Source organism: Pseudomonas sp. PvP001 (assembly GCF_040546375.1).
Lineage (GTDB): Bacteria > Pseudomonadota > Gammaproteobacteria > Pseudomonadales > Pseudomonadaceae > Aquipseudomonas > Aquipseudomonas coleopterorum.
The window spans coordinates 2433269-2456384 of sequence record NZ_JBEPNQ010000001.1; the positions used below are offsets into that span (position 1 = coordinate 2433269).

Here is a 23116-nt window from a genome sequence, read left to right on the forward strand (position 1 = left end):
TATCACATACCCAAATTTTTAAAGAACGATTCTGAAAAAGATCAGAAATCAGCATTCAACCATCATTCGATGGAATGCTCATTTCTAAGCTTTGACAACGATGGAGCACCAAAAGTGGTGGAGCCAAGCGGGATCGAACCGCTGACCTCCTGCGTGCAAGGCAGGCGCTCTCCCAGCTGAGCTATGGCCCCATAATTGGTGGGTCTGGGCAGATTCGAACTGCCGACCTCACCCTTATCAGGGGTGCGCTCTAACCAACTGAGCTACAGACCCAATCGTCTTCTTCAATGAATCAAGCAATTCGTGTGGGAGCTCATGAGCCAGCTGTTGTCGTCGATTAAGGAGGTGATCCAGCCGCAGGTTCCCCTACGGCTACCTTGTTACGACTTCACCCCAGTCATGAATCACACCGTGGTAACCGTCCTCCCGAGGGTTAGACTAGCTACTTCTGGTGCAACCCACTCCCATGGTGTGACGGGCGGTGTGTACAAGGCCCGGGAACGTATTCACCGCGACATTCTGATTCGCGATTACTAGCGATTCCGACTTCACGCAGTCGAGTTGCAGACTGCGATCCGGACTACGATCGGTTTTGTGAGATTAGCTCCACCTCGCGGCTTGGCAACCCTCTGTACCGACCATTGTAGCACGTGTGTAGCCCAGGCCGTAAGGGCCATGATGACTTGACGTCATCCCCACCTTCCTCCGGTTTGTCACCGGCAGTCTCCTTAGAGTGCCCACCTTAACGTGCTGGTAACTAAGGACAAGGGTTGCGCTCGTTACGGGACTTAACCCAACATCTCACGACACGAGCTGACGACAGCCATGCAGCACCTGTCTCAATGTTCCCGAAGGCACCAATCCATCTCTGGAAAGTTCATTGGATGTCAAGGCCTGGTAAGGTTCTTCGCGTTGCTTCGAATTAAACCACATGCTCCACCGCTTGTGCGGGCCCCCGTCAATTCATTTGAGTTTTAACCTTGCGGCCGTACTCCCCAGGCGGTCAACTTAATGCGTTAGCTGCGCCACTAAGAGTTCAAGACTCCCAACGGCTAGTTGACATCGTTTACGGCGTGGACTACCAGGGTATCTAATCCTGTTTGCTCCCCACGCTTTCGCACCTCAGTGTCAGTATGAGCCCAGGTGGTCGCCTTCGCCACTGGTGTTCCTTCCTATATCTACGCATTTCACCGCTACACAGGAAATTCCACCACCCTCTGCCCTACTCTAGCTTGCCAGTTTTGGATGCAGTTCCCAGGTTGAGCCCGGGGATTTCACATTCAACTTAACAAACCACCTACGCGCGCTTTACGCCCAGTAATTCCGATTAACGCTTGCACCCTCTGTATTACCGCGGCTGCTGGCACAGAGTTAGCCGGTGCTTATTCTGTCGGTAACGTCAAGACAGCAAGGTATTCGCTGACTGCCCTTCCTCCCAACTTAAAGTGCTTTACAATCCGAAGACCTTCTTCACACACGCGGCATGGCTGGATCAGGCTTTCGCCCATTGTCCAATATTCCCCACTGCTGCCTCCCGTAGGAGTCTGGACCGTGTCTCAGTTCCAGTGTGACTGATCATCCTCTCAGACCAGTTACGGATCGTCGCCTTGGTGAGCCATTACCTCACCAACTAGCTAATCCGACCTAGGCTCATCTGATAGCGCAAGGCCCGAAGGTCCCCTGCTTTCTCCCGTAGGACGTATGCGGTATTAGCGTTCCTTTCGAAACGTTGTCCCCCACTACCAGGCAGATTCCTAGGCATTACTCACCCGTCCGCCGCTGAATCAGGAAGCAAGCTTCCCTCAACCGCTCGACTTGCATGTGTTAGGCCTGCCGCCAGCGTTCAATCTGAGCCATGATCAAACTCTTCAGTTCAATACTGCAATTGGGTTTTGAGAAAACCCTATAAACTTGGCTCAGCAATCGCAAACTCGAGCCCGAAGGATCGAGGCAACTCTTCGATTTCTCGTGGAGTTGTTGTGATGCTGATAATCTTGTTGACTAACAGTCTTAACTCACAAGCACCCACACGAATTGCTTGATTCAATTGTTAAAGAGCGGTGGGTTGATTCTTTCGTCTCAACCGAGGCGCGCATTCTACGCTGGCCTCACATTCTGTCAAGCGTTTATTTCGAAGTATTTTTCCAGAAACCTGAACAACTTCAAACACTTGACTCGCTTCGATCACTCGTCAGCGGGAGGCGAATTCTACAGCGTTTCAAACCGCTGTCAACTGCCTTTTTTCACCGCTTCCGACCTTGAAGATCGAAGCACTTCCTCACTGCCTGAACGACTAACTCATTGATTAACAAGGCGTTTATCGTTTCGACTGCGCCGGAAGTGGGGCGAATTATAGACACTTGAAATCTGCCGTCAACCCCCAATTCAGAAAACTGTCATAAACCTTATTCACGTGCTGCTTCTATATAGAAGCAGCACTACACCACGCCTGCGGCGTGGAGTTGCTCATAGGTCTGGGCATCCATGTTCAACAGCTGCTGCAGGACTTCCTGGGTATGCTCGCCCAGCAAAGGAGGCGCATGTCGATACTCCACGGGACTGGCGCTCAGCCGTAGTGGGCTGGCGACCATGGGGAGGGTGCCCGCCAGAGGATGTTTCAGTTGAATGGCCAGTCCCCTGGCAAGCACCTGAGGGTCGGCGAACACTTGGGCCAGATCGTTTATCGGGCCGCAGGGCACGCCAGCCACTTCGAGTTCGGTGACCCACTGCTGGGTCGTCTTGAACACCGTCGCCTGCCGGATCAAGGGGATCAACTGCGTGCGATTGGCGACCCGCTGCTGGTTGGAGGCGAAGCGGGGGTCGGTGGCCCATTCGGGATGGCCGGCCACCTGGGCGAATTTGGCGAACTGGCTATCGTTGCCCACCGTCAGGATGAAATCGCCGTCGGCTGTAGGAAAATCCTGATAGGGCACGATGTTTGGATGGGCATTGCCCAAGCGCCCAGGCGCGACCCCTGTGGTGAGGTAGTTCATGGCCTGGTTGGCCAGACAGGCTACCTGCACGTCCAGCAGGGCCATGTCGATCTGCTGGCCACCGCCGCCTTTGTCGCGATGCGCCAATGCAGCCAGTATGGCGACGGTGGAATACAGACCGGTCAGGATGTCAGTCAGAGCGACACCCACCTTGGCAGGTCCGGCACCAGGATCGCCATCGGCCTTGCCGGTGAGGCTCATCAGGCCGCCCATGCCTTGCACCATGAAGTCGTACCCTGGGCGGGTGGCATAGGGGCCGGTCTGGCCGAAACCGGTGATCGAGCAGTAGATCAGTTGCGGATTAACGGCACTGAGTGACGCATAGTCCAACCCATACGCGGCCAAACCGCCGACCTTGAAGTTCTCGATGAGAATGTCGGAGTTCGCAGCCAGCTCGCGGACCAGTTGTTGCCCCTCGGGCCGAGTGAAGTCGATGGTGACCGAGCGCTTGTTGCGATTGGCCGCCAGGTAATAGGCGGCTTCACCGGTGCTGTTGCCTGCCTGATCCGCCAGAAACGGCGGCCCCCAGGCTCGGGTGTCATCACCCCGGCCTGGACGTTCGACCTTGATGACCTCGGCGCCGAGGTCGGCGAGGATCTGACCCGCCCAGGGCCCGGCCAGCACTCGCGACAGATCGAGTACACGAAGATGCGAAAGCGCGCCCATGACGACCTCCTGTCAATAGAAGGCTTGCAGGCCGGTTTGCGCACGCCCCAGGATCAAGGCGTGCACGTCGTGGGTGCCTTCGTAGGTATTGACCACCTCCAGGTTGACCAGATGGCGGGCGATGCCGAATTCGTCGGAGATGCCGTTGCCGCCGAGCATGTCTCGGGCCATGCGTGCGATGTCCAGGGATTTGCCGCAGGAGTTGCGCTTCATGATCGAGGTGATCTCGACGGCCGCGGTGCCTTCGTCTTTCATCCGACCCAGACGCAGGCAGCCTTGCAAGGCGAGGGTGATCTCGGTCTGCATGTCGGCCAGCTTCTTCTGGATGAGTTGGTTGGCGGCGAGCGGGCGGCCGAACTGCTGGCGATCCAGGGTGTACTGCCGAGCGGTGTGCCAGCAGAATTCCGCTGCCCCCAGCGCGCCCCAAGAGATGCCGTAACGCGCGGAGTTCAGGCAGGTGAACGGCCCCTTGAGACCACGCACATCGGGAAACATGTTTTCTTCCGGGACGAACACGTTATCCATGACGATTTCACCGGTGATGGAGGCGCGCAGGCCGACCTTGCCGTGAATCGCGGGTGCGCTGAGGCCGGCCCAGCCTTTTTCCAGAATGAAGCCGCGGATGTCACCTGCATCGTCCTTGGCCCACACCACGAACACGTCGGCAATCGGGCTGTTGGTGATCCACATCTTGCTGCCGCTCATGCGGTAGCCGCCGTCGACCTTGCGCGCCCGTGTGGCCATGGCGCCTGGGTCGGAGCCGTGGTCGGGCTCGGTCAGGCCGAAGCAGCCGATCCACTCGCCACTGGCCAGTTTGGGCAGATATTTCTGCTTTTGCGCTTGAGTGCCGAATTCATTGATTGGAACCATCACCAATGACGACTGCACGCTCATCATCGAGCGGTAGCCGGAATCTACCCGCTCGACCTCACGGGCGATCAGGCCATAGCAGACGTAGTTGAGACCACTGCCGCCGAATTCTTCCGGGATGGTGGCGCCGAGCAGACCCATCTCGCCCATTTCGCGAAAGATGGAGGGGTCGGTGGTTTCATGGCGAAAGGCTTCCAGGACACGCGGCATGAGCTTGTCCTGCGCGTATTGCTCCGCACTGTCGCGCACCATGCGCTCTTCCTGGGTAAGTTGTTGGTCCAGCAGCAGTGGGTCGATCCAGTTGAAGCTTGCCATGTGTCCGTCCTCTAGAAAGCGGTATATCCGCAGATTAGGCCGCTGCGACTTGGCGGACAAAGCAAGTTTGCGCATGAGGTTGTGATAATTTCTCACTTCATAAGTGAGCCACGGTGCATGGCATCGGGACTTGAGTGAGGAACGGTTACATGCGCAGACGAATACCCAGCACGGCCGCATTGATCTGCTTCGAGGCAGCAGCGCGCCATGAGAGCTTCACCAAGGCGTCTGCCGAGCTGTTCCTGACCCAGGGAGCGGTTTGCAGGCAGATTGCCAATCTCGAGGCGTTTCTCGATGTGCGCTTGTTTCGACGCTCCAAGCGAGGCGTGAAGCTGACCGAAGCGGGATTGTCGTACAGCCGCCGGGTGGCTGCGCAACTCGATGCCGTGGAGCGCGAAACGCTGGCGGTGATGGGGCAGCAGGGCGCCAGTACCCTGGAGCTGGCCGTGGTGCCGACTTTCGGCACGCAATGGCTGCTGCCGCGGCTGAAGGACTTCCAGCGGCATAACCCGCAGATCACGGTCCACCTGACTAACCGGACTCGACCTTTCCTGTTCGCCGACACCGACTTCGATGCGGCAATCTACTTCGGGGACGGTGACTGGCCGGGCACGCAGACCAGCAGACTGATGGAAGAGCATCCCGTTCCCGTGTGCAGTCCGGCGCTTCTGCAAGGGCAGTCGGCATTGACGCCGGCCCGCATTGCCGAACTTGCGCTGCTGCAGCAGAGCACACGTCCCTATGCATGGCGACAGTGGTTTGCCAGCCTGGACATGAACGTGCCGCGTGATCTGAGCGGTCCGCGCTATGAGCTGTTCTCCATGCTGGCTCAGGCAGCGGTGCACGAAATGGGGATTGCGCTCATTCCTCCGTTTCTGATCCAACGGGAGTTGCGCGAGGGCAGCCTGGTCGTTGCCAATGCCCACGAGCTGACCAGTTCCAAAGCCTATTACCTGGCCGTGCCGGACAGGCATCGCGAGCTGGGATCGCTGCGGGTTTTTCGCGATTGGCTGATGCAGCAGGCGCAGGATTATCACGCAACGGAAGGGCGGCAGCATCGCTGACAATGCGTAGTGGTGCCTTGAAAGACCCTACAGATATATGTTTTTGGCGCGTTTCTGAAACATACGAAAAATGGCGAATTTTCAGCGCCAGCCTTTGCACTGCCTGACTATGGCGTGTTTTTGACGCTGATTGGTCTCTGTCCTGCAAATATTTCGCAAAATATTTCGACGCATCCAGTCATCGCTGTAAGTACCGATCTAGAAGGCTTTGAGGCCTACCGCTGTGACATTCGGTCACAGCGTGACTTGTAGTGCTTTGCGTGTATCGCTCCATAACCTGTTGAAGCCGCTCGTCGGGGCCTGCAAAATGCCGCGGCCCGCCGTTTTCAGGCGGTATCGTGCTGATGGGCCATCGCAGAATGAGCCATAGCCAGTGCTTGGGTACGACCAGGAAGAAGATCCAGCAGGAGATATAACGTGCACATTGGTGTTCCTCTCGAAACGCAGCAGGGCGAGACACGTGTAGCCGCCACCCCGGAGACCATCAAGAAGCTGGTCGCTCAGGGCCATGTGGTGACGGTTGAAAGTGGCGCAGGCGTGCGCGCGAGCGTGACCGACGGTGCCTATGAGGCCGCTGGCGCGATCATTGGCAGCGCGGCGCAGGTGTTTGCCACGCAGTTGGTGCTCAAGGTCAATCCTCCCAACGACGCAGAACTGCTGCAGATGAGCACCGGTACGGTGCTGCTGGGCATGCTCAACCCGTTCAACAACGAGTTGATCGCCAAGATGGCAGAGCGGGGCATCAGTGCTTTCGCCCTCGAGGCAGCGCCTCGTACGTCACGTGCGCAGAGCCTGGACGTGCTGTCTTCGCAAGCCAACATCGCCGGCTACAAGTCGGTTCTGCTGGCGGCGCATCACTACCCACGGTTCATGCCGATGCTGATGACCGCAGCCGGTACCGTCAAGGCGGCACGGGTGCTGATTCTGGGTGCCGGCGTGGCGGGACTGCAGGCCATCGCCACGGCCAAGCGCCTGGGTGCGGTGATCGAGGCCTCGGACGTGCGTCCGGCGGTGAAGGAGCAGATCGAATCGCTGGGGGCGAAGTTCATCGATGTGCCGTACGAAACCGACGAGGAACGCGAATGCGCCGAAGGCACGGGGGGTTACGCCCGGCCCATGCCTGCCAGCTGGATGCAGCGTCAGGCGCAGGCGGTTCACGAACGGGCCAAGCAGGCTGACATCGTCATCACCACTGCGCTGATTCCGGGGCGCAAGGCGCCTACGTTGCTCAGTGCCGAAACGGTGGCACAGATGAAGCCTGGCTCAGTGGTGATCGACCTCGCAGCCCTGCAGGGCGGTAACTGCCCACTGACCGTGGCCGATCAGGTGGTGGTGCATAACGGCGTGACCATCGTCGGGCCGACCAACCTGCCGGCGCAGGTGGGTGCCGACGCCTCGGCGCTGTATGCCCGCAACCTGCTGGATTTCATGAAGCTGCTGTTCGACAAGGAAGGGCAGTTCACCATCAACCTGGAAGACGACATCGTCGCCGCGTGCCTGATGTGCCGCGATGGCCAGATCGTGCGCAAGAACGGCTGAGGACACTACAAATGGAAGACATGCTGATCTCCCACGGTATCTACAACCTGATCATTTTCGTGCTGGCCATCTATGTCGGCTATCACGTGGTCTGGAACGTGACACCTGCGCTGCACACACCCCTGATGGCCGTGACCAATGCCATTTCGGCCATTGTCATCGTCGGTGCGATGCTCGCCGCAGCGCTGACCGTGACGCCTCTGGGCAAGACCATGGGCACCCTGGCCGTTGCGCTGGCAGCGGTGAACGTATTCGGTGGGTTCCTGGTAACCCGGCGGATGCTGGAGATGTTCAAGAAGAAAGCCCCGAAAGTGAAGGATGAGGCGTCCAAACAATGAGCATGAATTTGGTTACGCTTCTTTATCTGGTGGCATCGGTGTGCTTCATCCAGGCATTGAAGGGGCTGTCCCATCCGACCACGTCGCGACGCGGCAATCTGTTCGGCATGCTGGGCATGACCCTTGCGGTGCTCACCACTGTCGGCCTGATCTACAAGCTGGGCGCAGAACTGGCAACCGCCGGCATCGGCTACGTGCTGGTCGGTCTGCTGGTGGGCGGTACCGCCGGGTCGATCATGGCCAAGCGCGTGGAAATGACCAAGATGCCCGAGCTGGTGGCCTTCATGCACAGCATGATCGGTCTGGCGGCGGTGTTCATCGCTATCGCCGCCGTAGTCGAGCCGCAATCGCTGGGCATCGTCGCGCACCTGGGTGACGCGATTCCAACCGGTAACCGCCTGGAACTGTTCCTGGGCGCAGCGATTGGCGCCATCACCTTTTCCGGCTCGGTGATTGCCTTTGGCAAGCTGTCCGGCAAATACAAGTTCCGCCTGTTCCAGGGCGCGCCCGTACAGTTTGCCGGCCAGCACAAGCTCAATCTGTTGATCGGCCTGGGTACCTTGCTGTGTGGTCTGATCTTCATGTTCACGGGCAGCTATGCCGCCTTTGGCCTGATGCTGGCCCTGGCGTTCGTCCTGGGTGTGCTGTTGATCATCCCGATCGGCGGGGCGGACATGCCGGTGGTGGTGTCCATGCTCAACAGCTATTCGGGCTGGGCTGCAGCGGGCATCGGATTCTCGCTGAACAACTCGATGCTGATCATCGCCGGTTCGCTGGTGGGTTCCAGCGGTGCGATTCTGTCCTACATCATGTGCAAGGCGATGAACCGTTCGTTCTTCAACGTCATTGGCGGTGGCTTCGGCGCCGTTGCGGACGCGGGCCCGGCGGGTGCCAAGGAAGCACGGCCAGTGAAATCGGGTTCGGCGGACGATGCCACGTTCCTGCTGACCAACGCCGATACCGTGATCATCGTGCCCGGCTATGGCCTGGCCGTGGCCCGCGCGCAGCATGCGCTCAAGGAGCTGACGGAGAAACTGACCCACGCCGGCGTGACCGTCAAATATGCGATCCATCCGGTGGCCGGACGTATGCCGGGGCATATGAACGTGCTGCTGGCTGAGGCCGAAGTGCCTTATGACCAGGTCTTCGAGATGGACGACATCAACTCCGAGTTCGGCCAGGCCGACGTGGTGCTGGTGCTCGGCGCCAACGACGTGGTCAACCCGGCGGCCAAGAACGATCCGAAATCACCCATTGCGGGGATGCCGATCCTTGAAGCGTTCAAAGCCAAGACCATCATCGTCAACAAGCGCTCGATGGCCAGCGGCTACGCCGGTTTGGACAACGAGCTGTTCTACCTGGACAAGACCATGATGGTCTTCGGCGATGCCAAGAAAGTCATCGAAGACATGGTCAAAGCTGTGGAGTAAACGCCGCACCAGGCGCTGCACTGTGAACGGCTAACCCCGCCCATGGCGGGGTTTTTTGCATCTACGGTAAAAGTGTTTTACGGGAAAAGGTGCGGAATAGAGCGGTTGATGCGACTTTGGTCGCAGGACGCGACTGCCTGCATTCACTAGACTGCGCAGCACGCGTTTCGCTTCTCGGGATAATGAACATGCACGCTGACCGTATTCGCCTGGCTTCCTTGCAGGACAAGATAATGAGCGCCGCCCAGGCCGCTGAACTGATCGAAGATGGCATGACCGTGGGCATGAGTGGCTTCACCCGTGCCGGGGAGGCCAAGGCCGTTCCCCAGGCGCTGGCCGAACGCGCGCTGCGCACACCGCTCAAGATCAGCCTGATGACTGGCGCAAGCCTGGGCAATGACCTGGACAAGCAGTTGACCGAAGCCGGCGTGCTGGCCCGGCGCATGCCATTCCAGGTCGACAGCACCTTGCGCAAGGCCATCAATGCCGGCTCGGTGATGTTCATCGACCAGCATCTGTCCGATACCGTGGAACAGCTGCGCAACCGCCAGATCAAGGCCGTCGACCTGGCCGTCATCGAATGCGTCGCCATTACCGAGGAAGGGCATCTGGTGCTCAGTACATCGGTGGGCAACTCGGCAAGTTTCGCGATCCTGGCCGAACAGGTGATCGTCGAGATCAACCTGGCGCAGCCATTGGAGCTGGAAGGCCTGCACGACATCTATATTCCCAGCTATCGGCCCACACGCCTGCCGATCCCGGTGTTGAGCGCCGATACCCGCATCGGTCGCTGCGCGGTACAGATCGACCCGGCGAAGATCAGCGCCATTGTCATCAGCCAGCAGGCTGACTCACCGTCGACTGTGCTGCCACCGGACGACGATACCCAGGCGATCGCCGGCCATCTGGTGGACTTTTTCAAGAGCGAGGTCGACGCAGGGCGTTTGACCAACAGCCTCATGCCGTTGCAGGCGGGCATAGGCACCATCGCCAATGCGGTGATGCACGGCCTGCTGGATTCACCGTTCGACAACCTGACGATGTACTCCGAAGTGCTGCAGGATTCGACCTTCGACCTGTTCGATGCCGGCAAGCTGGCGTTCGCTTCGGGCAGCTCCATGACCTTGTCGGCACGCAAGCATGCGGAAGTCTTCAGCCACTTCGAACGATACAAATCGCGCCTGGTGCTACGTCCGCAGGAGATTTCCAATCACCCGGAGGTGATTCGACGCCTGGGCATCATCGGTATCAACACTGCGCTGGAGTTCGACCTGTACGGCAACGTGAACTCTACCCATGTCTGCGGCACCCGGATGATGAACGGCATCGGCGGGTCGGGTGATTTTGCGCGCAACGCCCACCTGGCCATCTTCGTCACCAAATCGATTGCCAAGGGTGGTGCAATTTCCAGCGTCGTACCCATGGTCAGCCACGTCGACCACACCGAACACGACGTCGATATCCTGGTGACCGAGCAGGGCCTGGCGGATCTGCGCGGCCTGGCGCCGCGGGAGCGGGCGCAGGCGGTGATCGATAACTGTGTTCATCCCCAGTATCGAGAGGCCCTGCAGGGCTATTTCGATCAGGCATGCCTACGTGGCGGCCACACGCCTCATGTCTTGCAGGAAGCACTGCGATGGCACATCAACTTGGAAGAGACCGGGCGCATGTTGGCGAGCTGAAGCGCACAGTTTCGCTGTGATGCAATACAGTTCTTGGAAGTGGTGTCTGGACTCACCAGCAAGAAGCATCAACTGTACTACTGTACGGGTAAATATCGAGGTCGAGTTGCTTGGAGTGAATGCATATCTAGCAAAAATGCACTACTTGAGGGCAGACCCGTACAGTTGCCTCATTCCAGAGCAAGACAGTTGGGTTTAACAGTCAACTGACCGTCCACAATACAGGTGAACTGTGCCTACTGTTCTGGACAGGGAGCGTGGAAAATGGGTACCAGATAAACCACTACTCAGCCCCGCCACAAGCGGAAGGATGTACATCATGGAACGTACCCTCAGTTCCGACCTGTTCCAGGCCAACACCAAAACTGCTCAAACTTCGGCTCCTCTGCGCTTTTTCGCCAACCTGATGCTTTGGCAGCGCCGTATCGCCAGCCGCCATCAACTGGCTCGTCTGGATGCTCGTCTGCTGGCCGATGCCGGTATCAGCGAAGCCCAGCGTTGCGAAGAGTTGAGCAAGCCGTTCTGGCGTTGATGCAACGCCGCGCTGGTGACAGAGCCTGAAGGCCGAACCAGCAACGAATTCTAAAAAAGCCCGTCGCGGTCAACGCTGACGGGCTTTTTTTCGCCTGCACAAAAGCTGACAGATACAGTTATATGATTATGATAAAAGACCATAACAGTTGAATCATCGCTCACGCTGGATGGTCGGAGTGCTGGCGCCCGAAGCTTCGAGGCGCTCTAATAAGCTTCATAGCGCTCAAACTTCGCCCTGATCTGGAGATCCATCATGTCCCGTAATCATCTGTTGGGTGCCGCCGTATTGTTGGCTCTGGCCACGCGGCGCGCAGGCTTCAAGCTTCGTCGTCACGACCGATGCACTGGTCCGTGGGGTCAATGCATCGACCAATGCAACCTCTGACCTGTCTTCGTCGCTGCGCGACAACAAGATCGTGCGTGAAGCGCGGGACGATGCGGCGAGCTTCGTCGCCAGCCAGGGCGATATCCGCGGTGCCAAGCTGGAAAGCGCTTTCGCCCACATCCGCAAGGTCGCCCCGCAGATGCAGGCCAGCGACGCGCAACTGGCCCAGGCCATTCTGGCCATCTGATGTTCTGCAACGGGTACCTCCCGCAGATGAAGAATGCGGCAGGCTGCTGCAGCCTGCACATCGCGGGTGGTTCTCGGACCCACGTTGGGCTAGCCTTGCCGGCCCAATCGCTCGACATCTGAAGCCTGATGCGTTATTTGCCACTGATTCTCGTCATCTGGGCGTCGTCGGCTGCGGCCTTCGACGTGAGTCTGCAGTCCTCGGTGATCACCTTGTATGTGACCAGCAAGGTCACGACGGCCCCCTTCGATCGCAAGTTGATCCTGTCTGCCCGTGACGATGCTGCGTGCTTCGTCGCCAGCAGCGGGCGATGCCGTGGGGCACGGCTGCAGGCAGCTCTGGCGAGCATTCGCCAGAAGCACCCACAAATTGCTGCCAGCGACCTTGAACTGGCGCAGGCGATACTCGTCCAATAGACACCTCGTATTACGGAGAAGCTCCATGCGTACCCCGCTGATTGCCGCTACCCTCGGCCTGTTCTTGCTGGCCGATGTGGCCCAGGCCCAAACTGTCGTGGCCACCAGTAATATCATCGTTCGTGCATTCGGCCGATCGATCGATTTCACGTCCGACACCACCACTTCGATCCGTGACTCCAAGGTGGTCCTGGAAGCTCGGGACGATGCGGCCAGCTATGTGGCCAGCCAGGGCGATATTCGTGGCGCCCAACTGGAGGCGGCTTTCAATACGCTGCGCGAACGCGTTCCACAGGCGCGCAGCGCCAGTGACCAGGACCTCGCCGAAGCCATTCTCGCACTGTGAGACGATTGGCCAGCTGGCTGCTGGCGGCAGGCATTCTGCTGACGACGGCGCAGGCCACTGCCGGCTTGCAGCTGGTCCTTGATCGCAGCGGGCTGGACGCTCGACAGGCCGATGCCAGCCAGGCACTGCTCGACGATGCAATGGCTGCATTGCCGCCGCGCTTCGTCGAGCAACTGGACCGCCGGATCGACGTCAGCTGGTCGTCGCGCATGCCCGACAACGCCTATGGTCAGGCCTCCCTGGTCTCGAGCCTGGAGTTGAACCTGAACCAGCTGCAAGGACTGGCCGATGGCTCTTCGGCCCAGCGGCGGACCAACCGTCCCCACGGCACGGTACGCGAGGAGCTGCTGGCCACCGTGCTCCACGAGCTGACCCACATCTACGACCGCGCGCGCCTCTGGACACCTGCCGAGCGCACGCTGGTCAGCCGCTGCGGCCGACAGGATGCAAGCCTGGGCAAGGTAGGCCTGCCCGATGAGTGCCGTGGCCAGACGACCCGCCGCTTCACCCTGAGCGACGATCCACGCCTGTTGGACCTGGCCGGCTGGCAGCAATATGTCGGGCGCCGCGGCGAGCGCGAAGAGCAGAACCGTCAGATCGTGCGCAGCCCTGATATCTATGAGGTGAGCAGCCCCAAGGAATTCGTCGCGGTCAACATGGAGTATTTTCTCCTCGACCCGACCTATGCCTGCCGTCGTCCGGCACTGTTCGAATATTTCAAGGCGCGGTTCGACTGGGCGCCCGCACGCCAGCAAAGCTGTGCTCAAGGCCTGCCGTATCTGAATGCGGGCAGCGACTTTGCCAAGACGCCGCTGGGCAAGATCGATCCCGAACGGGTCTATGCGGTGGACTACCTGCTGGCCGAGGCCAATCAGAACCTGGCCAGCCGCTGGGGGCACAGCATGCTGCGCCTGGTCATCTGCGCACCGGGGCGGCCGCGTGGCCCGGACTGTCGGCTGGATCTGGAACAGCACCTGGTGTTGTCCTACCGCGCGTTCGTCAACGACGTGCAGCTTTCCACCTGGGGCGGGCTGATGGGGCAATACCCCTCGCGCCTGTTCGTGTTGCCGTTGTCGCAGGTGATCGACGAATACACCAAGACCGAGCTGCGCAGCCTGGCTTCGGTGCCGCTGAAGCTGGATCGGCCGGAGATCGAATCGCTGGTGCGCCATGCGGCCGAAATGCATTGGAGCTACGACGGCAGCTACTACTTTCTGTCCAACAACTGTGCGGTGGAAAACCTCAAGCTGCTTCGCAGTGGTACGCATGATCCGCGCTTGCAGGGTATCGACAGCATCTTGCCCAACGGCTTGCTCGAGGTTCTGGAAGGCCGCGGGCTGGCCGATGGCAGCGTACTGGATGATCCGCGTGAGGCACTGCGCCTGGGTTATCGGTTCGATTCGTATCGCGATCGCTATCAGGCCATGTTCGAGGTGCTGCGCAAGCATCTGCCGATTCCGCAGCAAAGCGTCGAAGCGTGGTTGGAGCAGAGCGCGCAGCAGCGGCAACCGTGGTTTGCCCAGGCCGATCTGCGCACCAGTGCCGCGCTGTTGTTGCTGGAGCAGGCCAGTTATCGACGACAGTTGCTGTTGGCCCAGGAGGAAGTGAAGCAGCGCTACCTGGGTGCTCGCGAGCTGGGTGACGGTAGCGTGGCCAATGCTAACCAGATGTTGCAGGAGATCCTCGCCAACAGCGGATTTCTCAGCCGACCGGCGGAGTTGCTCGACAACGGGGGCTACGGTCTGCCGCAGACGGCGGAGTGGCAGCGCCTGGAATCGGAAAGCAGTCAGCGCCAGCAACAGCTGCAGCGCCTGAGTACCGATCTGGACAAAGAGGTGAGGGCGCTGCTGACGCCTGAGCGGGCTAGGGAAATTGCGGCCACCGAAGCGAATCTGAAGCAGGTGGGGGAGCATCTGCGTGAGTTGCACAAGGCGGCGGGGGGGTTGGTGTTGCCCTAGGTGGGACCGTTGGATCTTGGTGATCTGACTGGCCTCTTCGCGGGCAGAGCCTGCTCCCACAAGGTCAATTGTATCGTTTTGAATGGCGAAAGGTTGTTGAAAGCTTGCCGACTTAGCATCGACTCACCCCCGGCGTAAGACCGGCCGGCCAGAAAGCAGCATCCAGATGCGCTTTCGGCCTCTTGAACAACAACAATGGTGAAACCGATGTCCTTGATGATCCCTACCCGTAGTGCCTCCCTTCCCATACTCCCGGCTCTTGCCATTCTTCGCTGAACCTATCGTTCTTCGTCCTTAGCCGCGCTGTGCCTGGAGTATTCCCATGCTGACATTCCTTGGCTTTGCCATGGTCATCACGTTCATGTTCCTGATCATGACCAAGCGCCTTTCCGCGCTGATCGCCTTGATCATCGTGCCTATCCTGTTCGCCCTGTTCGGTGGTTTCGCACCGGAAATCGGCCCGATGATGCTTGCGGGCATCACCAAGCTTGCGCCGACCGGCGTGATGCTGATGTTCGCCATCCTGTATTTCGCACTGATGATCGATTCGGGTTTGTTCGACCCGGCGGTGCGCAAGATCCTCAAGCTGGTCAAGGGTGACCCGCTGAAAGTGTCGGTCGGTACCGCCGTGCTGGCGCTGATCGTTTCGCTGGACGGTGACGGCGCGACCACCTACATGATCTGCGTGGCGGCCATGCTGCCGCTGTACCAGCGCATCGGCATGAGCCCGAGGATCATGGCCGGCTTGATCATCCTGGCAGGCGGGGTCATGAACATGACGCCGTGGGGTGGTCCCACCGCACGTGCCGCCAGCGCCTTGCATGTCGACCCTTCGGACATCTTCGTACCGATGATCCCGGCCATGGCGTTCGGCGTCATCGCCATCCTGGTGATTGCCTACATGTATGGCAAGCGCGAGCGGGTTCGCCTGGGCGAGCTGCATTTGCAAGGCGATGAAATAGACCACAGCGAGATCAGCGTCTCGCAGTACCCGGACGCGCGCCGGCCCAAATTGATCTGGTTCAACGGCGGCTTGACCCTGCTGTTGATGGTGACCTTGATCATGGGCCTGCTGCCGCTGCCGGTGCTGTTCATGATCGCGTTCAGTATCGCCATGATCGTCAACTACCCGTGCCTGGAAGCGCAGAAGGCACGTGTTGCCGCTCACTCCGGCAGCGTTCTGGCAGTGGTCGGGTTGATCTTCGCCGCGGGTATCTTCACCGGCATCCTGACCGGTACCGGCATGGTCGACGCCATGTCCAAGAGCCTGCTGGCCGTGATTCCGGACGCCATGGGCCCGTACCTGGCCGTGATCACCGCATTGGTCAGCATGCCGTTCACCTTTTTCATGTCGAACGATGCCTTCTACTATGGCGTCCTGCCGGTACTCGCCGAAGCGGCTGCGCACTACGGTATCTCGCCGGTCGAGATGGCGCGTGCCTCGATCGTCGGACAGCCGGTGCACCTGCTCAGCCCGTTGGTTCCCTCGACCTACCTGCTGGTTGCCCTGGCCGGTATCGAGTTCGGTGACCACCAGCGCTTCACCCTCAAGTGGGCAGTACTGGTTTGCCTGTGCATAATGTTCGCCGCACTGGCCATGGGGATCTTTCCTCTGTTCAGCAGTCTATAAATCTTATTCGCGGGCCAGGCCGGATGACGTTGCGCCGCTGCCATTCACAGGTAGCGGCGCCATAGTCTCCGGCCTTGCGTCGCCCTGGCCTCCAACACGAAGGACTTCACATGGAATGGTTCACCAACCCGGAAATCTGGGTTGCTTTCTTGACCCTGACAGCACTGGAAATCGTGCTGGGCATCGACAACATCATCATGATCTCGATCCTGGTGAGCCGCATGCCCAAGCACATGCAGGCGCGTACGCGAATCTTCGGCCTGGCGCTGGCGATGGTCACGCGTATCCTGCTGCTGCTTTCGATCACCTGGGTCATGCGCCTGACCGCCGACCTGTTCGTGGTGTTCGGCCAGGGCATCTCCGGGCGTGATCTGATTCTGTTCTTCGGTGGCCTGTTCCTGCTGTGGAAAAGCTCGCAAGAGATCTACCACGGCATGGAAGGTGAAGAAGAGGGCGGGGACGAAGTTGCAGGCAAGGGCGGCAACTTCATCTACACCATCATTCAGATCGCCATCATCGACATCGTGTTTTCGCTGGATTCGGTCATCACCGCGGTCGGCATGGTGTCCCATGTGCCGGTCATGGTCGCTGCGATCATCGTCGCGGTGTTGGTGATGATGGTCGCCTCGGGCACCATCAGCCGCTTCATCGATCAGCATCCGTCGCTGAAGATGCTGGCGCTGTCGTTCCTGCTGGTGGTCGGTACCGTACTGATCGCCGAAGCCTTCGATGTGCATGTGCCCAAGGGCTACGTGTATTTCGCCATGGCCTTCTCCCTGGCCGTGGAAGCGATCAACATCAAGATGCGTACCGCCATCGCGCGCAAGCGTCGCGAGTCTCAGGAAGAGTCCTGAGCCTGCAGGGCTGCGTGTCGCCTTGGCGGCACGCAGTGATGGCCAGCAATGTGCTATGAACGACTCGCCAGTCAGGGAGTCTGTTCCATTGACTTGGTCGATTTCGATGGAAGGGATTCATGCACGAGCGGGTGAAAAGCGCTCCAGGTACACAGCGCCGCCTGTTGTGCCTGTGGCTTCTGGCAGCGGCGCTGTTGTGCGCCGGCCGTGAAGCCTTGGCGCTGGACCGTTTCCAGGTTGAGGGCTATCTGCTGCCCAATGGCCTGCAACTGCTGCTCAAGCCTGGCGATGAACGCGCCCATGTGTCCATCCGCCTGGTTGTCGGCGTGGGTTTCGACGACTTCTCCTGCACCGATCAGGAATTGCCCCACCTGCTTGAGCACTTGCTGTTCAGCGGTATCGACGAGCGCGGCGAAGGTGGCCTCGAAGAGCGCATGCAAGCACTGGGCGGCGAATGGAATGCCTTCACCAGCAGTGCCGACACCACTTTCGTGATCGAAGCACCGGCGCGCAATCAGCGCAAGGTGCTCGACCTCCTGCTGGCCGCCATCACCCAGACCAGAATCGATGACAACGTCCTGGCAAGCACCAAGCGCATCATCGAGCACGAAGATGGCACCCATCACTCCCACCTGCAGCACCTGCTCGACAAGCCAGCTCAGGACAGCAATGCCAGCAGCCAGTTGGCCATCGAGTTGGGGCTCAAGTGTCCGCAGCCCGCGGAAGTCACCGATCTTACCCTGGAACAGGTGCGTGAGGTTCGGCAGAACTGGTATGCACCGAACAACATGAGCCTGATCGTCGTCGGAGGCCTGGACAAGCTGTTGCCCGCCTATCTTGAGCGGACCTGGGGCGCGCTGGACGCGGTCGAGCCCACCGATCATCAGGATCTTCGTACAGTCACCCACGAAGCGGAGCCGCAGGCCGACCTGATACGCGGCTGGCTGGGCGACGACGCCACGCTTCACCTGTATTTTCTCGAACCGGTGCTGGATACCGCCCACCCAGCGACGCTGGACCTGCTGCAAAGTTATCTGGAATGGGAGCTGTACCGCGAACTGCGACTGGCCCACGGATTGTCGTACGGGCCCTGGGTGGCCCGCGAGTCGTATGGCGACAGCGGCCTGTTGAGCCTGAATGCCGCGGTGGACCAAGCCGATATCGGTCAGGCAGGCCTGGTCATGGGGCAGATGATCGCGCGTCTGCGCGACAGCGGTGTGGACGCTGCGACCTTCAAGCGCCTCAAGAACCTGGCGATTGCCCGGCAAGCATGGGCGGCACAAGGCAACATTGCCTTGGCCGACTACTATTGGGGGGCATTGGCCGACTATACCGACGGCCGCTTTGCCAGCCCGGCACGGCAGTTGGGGCAGGTCACCGTGGAAGATGCCAATACCGCATTGCGCCAGCTGGTCAGCAAGCCGGGGTACATACGTGTGGAAAAACCGCTGCTCAGCTATGACCAGTTCTATCAGCTTGCCTGGGCTGTGTTGATCGGCCTGGCACTATTGCTGGTGGGCCTGATCGTCTGGCGGCGTCGCGCCAAACGACAATGAGCCCTGCCAGAGCCGTCTTCTGATTGCCGTTTCTTTGCCTTTTTTGTGTGGAAGACCATGCCGTACTTCGTCCAGCGACTCATTGACCTTATCAAACGCTATCCGGGCGTGATCGCGCTGGGCGGTTTCCTGTCCGGGATCGGCAGCTTCGTGCTGGTCGATCGGCAGGCAGGGCTGGCCAGCTGGATCGCGGTGGTGATGTTGCTGACCTGGGTCTGGCTGATGCTGGAGAACACCTTCACCCAGTTGTTCGCACGGGTGTTCAAGCGCGAGATACCGACGCCGGTGCTGCGCTATGCCACGCAGATGATCCACCAGGAAAGTCTGTTCTTCGTGCTGCCTTTCTTCTATATCACCACCACATGGAACAGTGGCCAATGGGTGTTCACCGGCCTGCTGACCCTGGCCGGGCTGGTGTCGATCATCGATCCGCTGTACTACAAATGGGTCGCACCCCGGCGCTGGCTGTTCATGGCGCTGCACACCTTTACGTTGTTCGCAGCGCTGCTCACGGCGCTGCCGATCATCCTGCACCTGACCACCGATGAAAGCTTCAAGCTGGCGCTGGCCATCGCCATGCTGCTGGCTTTTCCAAGCCTCGCCGTCAGCTTCCCGATCAATCACTGGCGCCGGGGCTTGGCGCTGGTAGGGGTGACCCTGATGATCGGCGGCGCCGGGTGGCTGCTGCGCTCCTGGGTTCCGCCGGCGACCCTGTGGCTGACGGAGGTAGCGGTGACCACTGAGCTGGACAACCGTAGCCGCACTCACGGGGACAGTCTGGAGACGGTCAGCGCGGCGCAACTGCGCAGTGGTGGCCTGTATGCCTACACCGCAATCAACGCCCCACGGGGCCTGGACGAGCGGATCTACCACGTGTGGCAGCACAAGGGTAAGGAAGTCGACCGCATCGCCCTGGACATCCACGGCGGCCGCAAGGAAGGTTATCGCGCCTGGAGCCACAAGCAGAACTTCCCGGACGATGTCGCGGGAAGGTGGCAGGTGCGGGTCCTGACCGAAGATGGCCAGATCGTCGGTGTATTGCGCTTCAAGGTGACCGACGACGCCACTCAGGCAGCGGTGGCGCCGAAGAACCAGTAGCACACGACGATGGCCGCAATGACCCCGGCCAGGTCCGCCAACAGTGCGCAGCCCACGGCGTGGCGGGCGCGCTGGATGCCCACGGCGCCGAAGTACACTGCCAGCACATAGAAGGTGGTTTCGGTACTGCCTTGAATGGTGGCCGCGACCAGGGCCGCAAAACTGTCCACGCCGTGGGACTGCATGGTTTCGATCAGCATCGCCCGTGCGGCACTGCCGGAGAACGGTTTGACCAGTGCGGTCGGCAGGGCGTCGACGAAACGGGTGTCCATGCCCAGCCACTGGACCAGGTGGCGAATCCCGTCCAACCCCAGCTCCAGGGCGCCCGAAGCGCGCAGCACGCCGACCGCACAGAGCATGGCGACCAGGTAGGGCAGCAGGCTCTTGGCGACATCGAAACCTTCCTTGGCGCCCTCGACGAATGCTTCGTAGACCTGCACCTTGCGCAGCGCCCCGATGGCCAGAAAGAGGATGATCAGGCCGAACAGGGTGAGGTTGCCCAGGATCGACGACAGCCCTGCAAGCGCGGTCGCCGACAGGGTGCCCAGAAACGCCATGAACAGGCCCAGCAGCAGCGCACCCGGGATCAGATAGGCCAGAACCACCGGATCCCAGAGGCGCAAGCGCTGCATCACAGCCACTGCGAGCAGGCCGACCAGCGTACCGGCGGAAGTGGCCAGCAGGATCGGCAGAAAGACCAGAGTCGGGTCCACGGCGCCCTGCTGGGCGCGGTACATGAAGATCGATACCGGCAGGAGGGTCAGAGACGAGGCGTTGAGCACCAGGAAGAGGATCTGCGCATTGCTTGCCGTGGTAGCGCTGGGGTTGAGTTCCTGCAGCGAGCGCATGGCCTTGAGGCCGATGGGCGTCGCGGCGTTGTCCAGGCCCAGGCCATTGGCGGCGAAGTTCATGGTGATCAGCCCCAGTGCCGGATGCCCGCGCGGAACCTCGGGCATCAGCCTGCTGAACAGCGGCCCGAGGATCTTGGCCAGCCAATCGACGATGCCCGCCTTCTCGGCAATCTTCAGGAAGCCCAGCCAGAGGGTAAGGGTGCCGAACAGCAGGACCATCACTTCGACCGACAGCTTGGCCATGGCGAACAGGCTTTCGACCATGGCGGCGAAGATACCGGCGTTGCCGCCGACCAGCCATTGGCCGAAGGCCGAGATCGCGGCGATCAGAAAGAAGCTGAGCCACAGGCCGTTCAGCATGGGTATTCCCTCATTCGAAGATGCGCGGATGATAGCCCAAAGCGAAGTGGGATTCTGCCCCGCAGGGCAGTGGGGGGGTGTCAGGATTTTCGCGTGAAGCCGGACGCGGCTTGCACCGCTGCTACAGGGTGATGTAGCAGCGGCGCGGGCCGTGTCAGGAGGCGACGCGCTCCTTGCTGCGCCAGTGCGGCAGGGAGTTCCAGTAGCGCTCGCCCTTGGCATCGTCGTACATGCCTTCCCAGCGCGAGATCACCAGCACCGCCAAGGCATTGCCGATCACGTTGAGCGCGGTGCGGGCCATGTCCATGATGCGGTCGACGCCGGCGATGAAGGCCAGGCCTTCGAGGGGAATGCCGACACTGCCCAGTGTCGCCAGCAGGACCACGAACGACACGCCCGGCACGCCGGCGATGCCCTTGGAGGTCACCATCAAGGTCAGCACCAGCATCAGCTGTTGCCCGATCGACAGGTCGATGCCATACAGCTGGGCGATGAACAGCGCAGCGATGCTTTGATAGAGGGTCGAGCCATCGAGGTTGAACGAGTACCCGGTCGGTACCACGAAGCTGCTGATGGCCTTCGGCGCACCATAGGCTTCCATCTTCTCGATCACCCGCGGCAGTACGGTTTCGGAACTGGCCGTGGAATACGCCAGCACCAGTTCATCCTTGAAGATCCGGAACAGCTTGAAGACCGAAAAGCCGAACAGGCGTGCAATCAGGCCCAGCACGACGATGGCGAAGAACAGGATCGCCACGTAGACCAGCACCACCAGCTTGGCCAGGGGCAGCAGCGAGGCGAAGCCGAAGTTGGCCACCGTCACTGCAATCAGGGCGAAGACCCCGATGGGGGCGTAGTTCATGATCATGTGCGTGACCTTGAACATGGTTTCCGATACGCCCTGGAAGACCTTCACCAACGGCTCGCGTGTCTCGCCGGGCAGGCTCGACAGGCCAAGGCCGAACAACACCGAGAAAAAAATGATCGGCAGCATGTCGCCGCGCACGATCGAGGCGAACACATTGGAGGGAATCAGGTTGAGAAGTGTGGCCACGAACGCATGGTCATGCTGCACCTCGGCCGTAGTCTTCTGGTACTGCGAGATGTCCACGGTACCCAGGGTACTCATGTCGATGCCCACACCGGGCTGGAACAGATTGGCCAGACCCAGGCCGACCAGAATGGCCACCGTCGTCACCACCTCGAAGTAGAGGATGGTCTTGACACCGATGCGGCCCAGCTTTTTCGCATCACCAACCCCGGCGATGCCGACGATCAGCGACGAGATCACAATAGGGATCACGATCATCTTGATCAGGCGGATGAAGATATCCCCTGCCGGCTGCAGGATGTTGCTGATCCACCAGGCCTTCTCGGCGCTGAAATGGTTGAGCAATGCACCCAGTGCGATACCCAGTACCAAGCCGATGAGTATCTGCCAAGCGAGGCTCAGTTTTGCCTTCTTCATGTCGTTACCCTTTTTCCAAGTCAACTCGTGAGCGCCGCGCGGAAACCGAGCGGCCCTCCGTAGAGGCTTCGCCGCCCGTAGCGAAGCGCTTTGGCGAACGAAAAAAGGCGCAACTATTCCGATGCGTTGCAGCAGCGTCTAATGCCGGAAACGACTACCCCATGCAGAATCGGCATAATGTAATCGAGTGGATTTATCGCACAAACGCCTTCGTTCGGATAGACGACTGGCCATGACAGGCGATTCGGGAGGTTTCAACGGATTGATAAGGCGGCATGACCCATTGCGTTCGAGAAACCGAACACAGCGTCAAGAATGTAGGAAAAGTATGAAACAAGATGAAAGGCAGCCAAGTTCGCCTGTATAGGCTCTGCGCAAGCCAGAGTACGTAATGGTCGTACATGGCTTGCGCAGCAGCTGTTGCCTGACCCGGCCCGGTTCGGAGGTCCTCCCTGTACCCCTAGGTCACTCCGAACCAACTGCATTCAGAACAACCCGACCCCATGGTCATGACCGGCACCTTCTGAGTGCCGACCATTCGGGCCGGGTAGACCTGGCCCAATCTGTAAATCCATA

Annotated in this window: 17 protein-coding genes, 2 tRNA genes, 1 rRNA gene and 1 pseudogene; 14 read left to right on the forward strand and 7 right to left on the reverse strand. The window is 60.0% G+C overall.

Annotated features, from left to right (window positions below; translation table 11 throughout):
• Window positions 1-115 precede the first annotated feature (115 nt).
• The 5 genes from ABMD26_RS11025 to ABMD26_RS11045 all read right to left on the reverse strand — a co-directional run bounded on the left by ABMD26_RS11025 (window position 116) and on the right by ABMD26_RS11045 (window position 4844).
• Window positions 116-191 (reverse strand) — tRNA-Ala (locus tag ABMD26_RS11025).
• A gap of 5 nt (window positions 192-196) precedes the next feature.
• Window positions 197-273: transfer RNA gene (locus ABMD26_RS11030), tRNA-Ile, on the reverse strand.
• A 65-nt stretch (window positions 274-338) separates the two neighbouring features.
• Window positions 339-1875 (reverse strand): 16S ribosomal RNA (locus ABMD26_RS11035).
• A gap of 563 nt (window positions 1876-2438) precedes the next feature.
• Window positions 2439-3659 carry a CaiB/BaiF CoA transferase family protein gene (locus ABMD26_RS11040; protein ID WP_134722154.1) on the reverse strand — a complete coding sequence of 407 codons (1221 nt, stop codon included), beginning with the start codon at window positions 3657-3659 and terminating at the stop codon, window positions 2439-2441.
• Window positions 3660-3671: 12 nt separating this feature from the next.
• Entirely contained in the window at window positions 3672-4844 is a 1173-nt protein-coding gene (locus ABMD26_RS11045; RefSeq protein ID WP_354309496.1) for an acyl-CoA dehydrogenase, read from the reverse strand.
• Between the two features lie 149 nt (window positions 4845-4993).
• Between ABMD26_RS11045 and ABMD26_RS11050 the strand changes: the two genes are divergently transcribed.
• The 14 genes and pseudogenes from ABMD26_RS11050 to ABMD26_RS11115 all read left to right on the forward strand — a co-directional run bounded on the left by ABMD26_RS11050 (window position 4994) and on the right by ABMD26_RS11115 (window position 19861).
• Complete coding sequence (locus ABMD26_RS11050; protein ID WP_354309498.1) at window positions 4994-5908, forward strand: LysR family transcriptional regulator; 915 nt, start codon at window positions 4994-4996, stop codon at window positions 5906-5908.
• A gap of 417 nt (window positions 5909-6325) precedes the next feature.
• Complete coding sequence (locus ABMD26_RS11055) at window positions 6326-7447, forward strand: Re/Si-specific NAD(P)(+) transhydrogenase subunit alpha (RefSeq protein ID WP_049860539.1); 1122 nt, start codon at window positions 6326-6328, stop codon at window positions 7445-7447.
• Between the two features lie 11 nt (window positions 7448-7458).
• Window positions 7459-7785, forward strand: coding sequence for an NAD(P) transhydrogenase subunit alpha part 2 (locus ABMD26_RS11060; RefSeq protein ID WP_043191874.1), 327 nt, complete (start codon window positions 7459-7461; stop codon window positions 7783-7785).
• Window positions 7782-9215 (forward strand): NAD(P)(+) transhydrogenase (Re/Si-specific) subunit beta, encoded by a 1434-nt coding sequence (locus tag ABMD26_RS11065; protein WP_056844905.1) that lies wholly within the window; start codon window positions 7782-7784, stop codon window positions 9213-9215. The genes ABMD26_RS11060 and ABMD26_RS11065 overlap by 4 nt, the downstream gene beginning before the upstream one ends.
• 188 nt (window positions 9216-9403) lie before the next feature.
• On the forward strand, window positions 9404-10897 hold the full coding sequence (gene scpC / locus ABMD26_RS11070; RefSeq protein ID WP_320523352.1) for a succinyl-CoA:acetate CoA-transferase ScpC: 1494 nt from the start codon (window positions 9404-9406) through the stop codon (window positions 10895-10897).
• A 319-nt stretch (window positions 10898-11216) separates the two neighbouring features.
• Complete coding sequence (locus tag ABMD26_RS11075) at window positions 11217-11429, forward strand: DUF1127 domain-containing protein (RefSeq protein ID WP_049860536.1); 213 nt, start codon at window positions 11217-11219, stop codon at window positions 11427-11429.
• Between the two features lie 255 nt (window positions 11430-11684).
• Window positions 11685-12003 (forward strand): annotated as a pseudogene (locus ABMD26_RS11080) (DUF2388 domain-containing protein).
• A 128-nt stretch (window positions 12004-12131) separates the two neighbouring features.
• Window positions 12132-12419: a DUF2388 domain-containing protein gene (locus ABMD26_RS11085; RefSeq protein WP_043191882.1), complete on the forward strand. Its 288-nt coding sequence runs from the start codon at window positions 12132-12134 to the stop codon at window positions 12417-12419.
• A 25-nt stretch (window positions 12420-12444) separates the two neighbouring features.
• Window positions 12445-12765 (forward strand): DUF2388 domain-containing protein, encoded by a 321-nt coding sequence (locus ABMD26_RS11090; protein ID WP_049860534.1) that lies wholly within the window; start codon window positions 12445-12447, stop codon window positions 12763-12765.
• Window positions 12762-14723 carry a DUF7844 domain-containing protein gene (locus tag ABMD26_RS11095; protein WP_354309503.1) on the forward strand — a complete coding sequence of 654 codons (1962 nt, stop codon included), beginning with the start codon at window positions 12762-12764 and terminating at the stop codon, window positions 14721-14723. The genes ABMD26_RS11090 and ABMD26_RS11095 overlap by 4 nt, the downstream gene beginning before the upstream one ends.
• Window positions 14724-15045: 322 nt before the next feature.
• The gene (locus ABMD26_RS11100; protein ID WP_049860532.1) at window positions 15046-16353 is read left to right on the forward strand and encodes a CitMHS family transporter; all 1308 of its coding nucleotides are present in this window, start codon (window positions 15046-15048) and stop codon (window positions 16351-16353) included.
• A gap of 110 nt (window positions 16354-16463) precedes the next feature.
• Window positions 16464-17207, forward strand: coding sequence for a TerC family protein (locus ABMD26_RS11105; RefSeq protein WP_049860531.1), 744 nt, complete (start codon window positions 16464-16466; stop codon window positions 17205-17207).
• 119 nt (window positions 17208-17326) lie between these two features.
• On the forward strand, window positions 17327-18763 hold the full coding sequence (locus ABMD26_RS11110) for a M16 family metallopeptidase (protein WP_320523350.1): 1437 nt from the start codon (window positions 17327-17329) through the stop codon (window positions 18761-18763).
• Window positions 18764-18820: 57 nt separating this feature from the next.
• Window positions 18821-19861, forward strand: a complete 1041-nt coding sequence (locus tag ABMD26_RS11115) for a DUF5924 family protein (protein ID WP_354309506.1) — start codon at window positions 18821-18823, stop codon at window positions 19859-19861.
• On the opposite strand, the gene ABMD26_RS11120 is transcribed toward ABMD26_RS11115, so the two are convergent.
• Window positions 19831-21072 carry a spore maturation protein gene (locus tag ABMD26_RS11120; RefSeq protein ID WP_122743104.1) on the reverse strand — a complete coding sequence of 414 codons (1242 nt, stop codon included), beginning with the start codon at window positions 21070-21072 and terminating at the stop codon, window positions 19831-19833. The two genes, ABMD26_RS11115 and ABMD26_RS11120, sit on opposite strands and share 31 nt — an antisense overlap.
• Window positions 21073-21226: 154 nt before the next feature.
• Complete coding sequence (gene gltP, locus ABMD26_RS11125) at window positions 21227-22540, reverse strand: glutamate/aspartate:proton symporter GltP (protein ID WP_354309509.1); 1314 nt, start codon at window positions 22538-22540, stop codon at window positions 21227-21229.
• Between the last annotated feature and the right edge of the window lie 576 nt (window positions 22541-23116).

Bases quoted from the DNA above. Each gene is read 5' to 3' on its own strand.
- ABMD26_RS11040 (WP_134722154.1), bottom strand. From the start codon at position 3,659: ATGGGCGCGCTTTCGCATCTTCGTGTACTCGATCTGTCGCGAGTGCTG.
- ABMD26_RS11045 (WP_354309496.1), bottom strand. From the start codon at position 4,844: ATGGCAAGCTTCAACTGGATCGACCCACTGCTGCTGGACCAACAACTT.
- ABMD26_RS11050 (WP_354309498.1), top strand. From the start codon at position 4,994: ATGCGCAGACGAATACCCAGCACGGCCGCATTGATCTGCTTCGAGGCA.
- ABMD26_RS11060 (WP_043191874.1), top strand. From the start codon at position 7,459: ATGGAAGACATGCTGATCTCCCACGGTATCTACAACCTGATCATTTTC.
- ABMD26_RS11065 (WP_056844905.1), top strand. From the start codon at position 7,782: ATGAGCATGAATTTGGTTACGCTTCTTTATCTGGTGGCATCGGTGTGC.
- scpC (WP_320523352.1), top strand. From the start codon at position 9,404: ATGCACGCTGACCGTATTCGCCTGGCTTCCTTGCAGGACAAGATAATG.
- ABMD26_RS11075 (WP_049860536.1), top strand. From the start codon at position 11,217: ATGGAACGTACCCTCAGTTCCGACCTGTTCCAGGCCAACACCAAAACT.
- ABMD26_RS11085 (WP_043191882.1), top strand. From the start codon at position 12,132: ATGCGTTATTTGCCACTGATTCTCGTCATCTGGGCGTCGTCGGCTGCG.
- ABMD26_RS11090 (WP_049860534.1), top strand. From the start codon at position 12,445: ATGCGTACCCCGCTGATTGCCGCTACCCTCGGCCTGTTCTTGCTGGCC.
- ABMD26_RS11100 (WP_049860532.1), top strand. From the start codon at position 15,046: ATGCTGACATTCCTTGGCTTTGCCATGGTCATCACGTTCATGTTCCTG.
- ABMD26_RS11105 (WP_049860531.1), top strand. From the start codon at position 16,464: ATGGAATGGTTCACCAACCCGGAAATCTGGGTTGCTTTCTTGACCCTG.
- ABMD26_RS11110 (WP_320523350.1), top strand. From the start codon at position 17,327: ATGCACGAGCGGGTGAAAAGCGCTCCAGGTACACAGCGCCGCCTGTTG.
- ABMD26_RS11115 (WP_354309506.1), top strand. From the start codon at position 18,821: ATGCCGTACTTCGTCCAGCGACTCATTGACCTTATCAAACGCTATCCG.
- ABMD26_RS11120 (WP_122743104.1), bottom strand. From the start codon at position 21,072: ATGCTGAACGGCCTGTGGCTCAGCTTCTTTCTGATCGCCGCGATCTCG.
- gltP (WP_354309509.1), bottom strand. From the start codon at position 22,540: ATGAAGAAGGCAAAACTGAGCCTCGCTTGGCAGATACTCATCGGCTTG.